This window comes from Mesorhizobium sp. M7A.F.Ca.US.007.01.2.1, from assembly GCF_003998165.1.
GTDB classification, from domain to species: Bacteria; Pseudomonadota; Alphaproteobacteria; order Rhizobiales; family Rhizobiaceae; genus Mesorhizobium; species Mesorhizobium ciceri.
Window position 1 is genome coordinate 1 of the sequence record NZ_RZQP01000499.1, and the last position, 893, is coordinate 893.

1 protein-coding gene and 1 pseudogene are annotated in these 893 nt (G+C 67.1%); both read right to left on the reverse strand.

Annotation, left to right across the window (positions count from 1 at the left end):
• A partial coding sequence (locus tag EN949_RS35450) for a hypothetical protein (protein ID WP_245472586.1) occupies nucleotides 1–549 on the reverse strand: 549 nt, incomplete at its 3' end.
• A gap of 113 nt (nucleotides 550–662) precedes the next feature.
• Nucleotides 663–893, reverse strand: a pseudogene (locus tag EN949_RS35455) (hypothetical protein); the annotation flags it as partial.

Below are 893 nucleotides of genomic sequence, written 5' to 3' on the forward strand. Positions count from 1 at the left end.
TTCGGCTGCAGGCGCTTCGGGAGCGCTGTTGCTCAAGGTGACCGAGATGCCGAATAGCTTCCACTGCCGCTCATGCGGCGCGAACAGCAGCTCGAAATTGACCTGCATCGGCACCGAGGGGAAAAAGCCCGCCATGTGCAGCATGCCGCTGGGCTCGATTTGCGGCAGAAGCGTCAGCTGCGGCTCCAGCACGGCAACGCCGCCGAGATCGAGCGCCTGCTGGCGCTGCGGCGCGAAGATCTCGCCAAGCTTTGCCGCGGTGTTGGCCTGGAAGCCTGGCGCGCCGAGATCGCGCAGCACGGTATAGTTACCGGTCTTGTTGGCCTGGTCCAGCGCCAGAAGCGAGGTGCGCACCAGGATCAGCACGCCATTGCGGTCGATATTGGCCGGCTTCGGCTCGGCCGGCCTGGCGGTCCTCTGCGTTTTCTTCGGCTGTTGCTCTTGCGACTGCGCGACGGTCGGTTGCGCAATTGCCAATACCGACAGCGCGGCCAGAAGCATCGCCGGTACCCGCTTCCGCAACGGTCTGGTTGCCCTGCGCGCCGTCATGCCCTTGCCTCTCGCCAGATCGCCATCGCGGGCTTGAGCCTCCATTGTCGGTTGCTCCAGCGAGCAAACGGACGGCCGATCGGCTGTCTCGTGCCAAGCGGCGGCTTGCGCCGTCAAAACTCGCCCGCCAGACCGATGCGGGCGGCGTGGCTCTCGCCGCCGCCATAGGCATAGCCGGCGGTCACGGCGAAGGGCTCGTCGAAAAGATCGAGCCGATGCGCCAGCGAGGCGCCGAACGCCGTCTCGCCCTTGAAGTAGCCGAGATTGGTGGCCCAGCTGGTGCGGCCGGGCGCCGACGGCATCGGCGCCGTCGTCATGGCGATGGCCGCGGCGATGCCCTGACG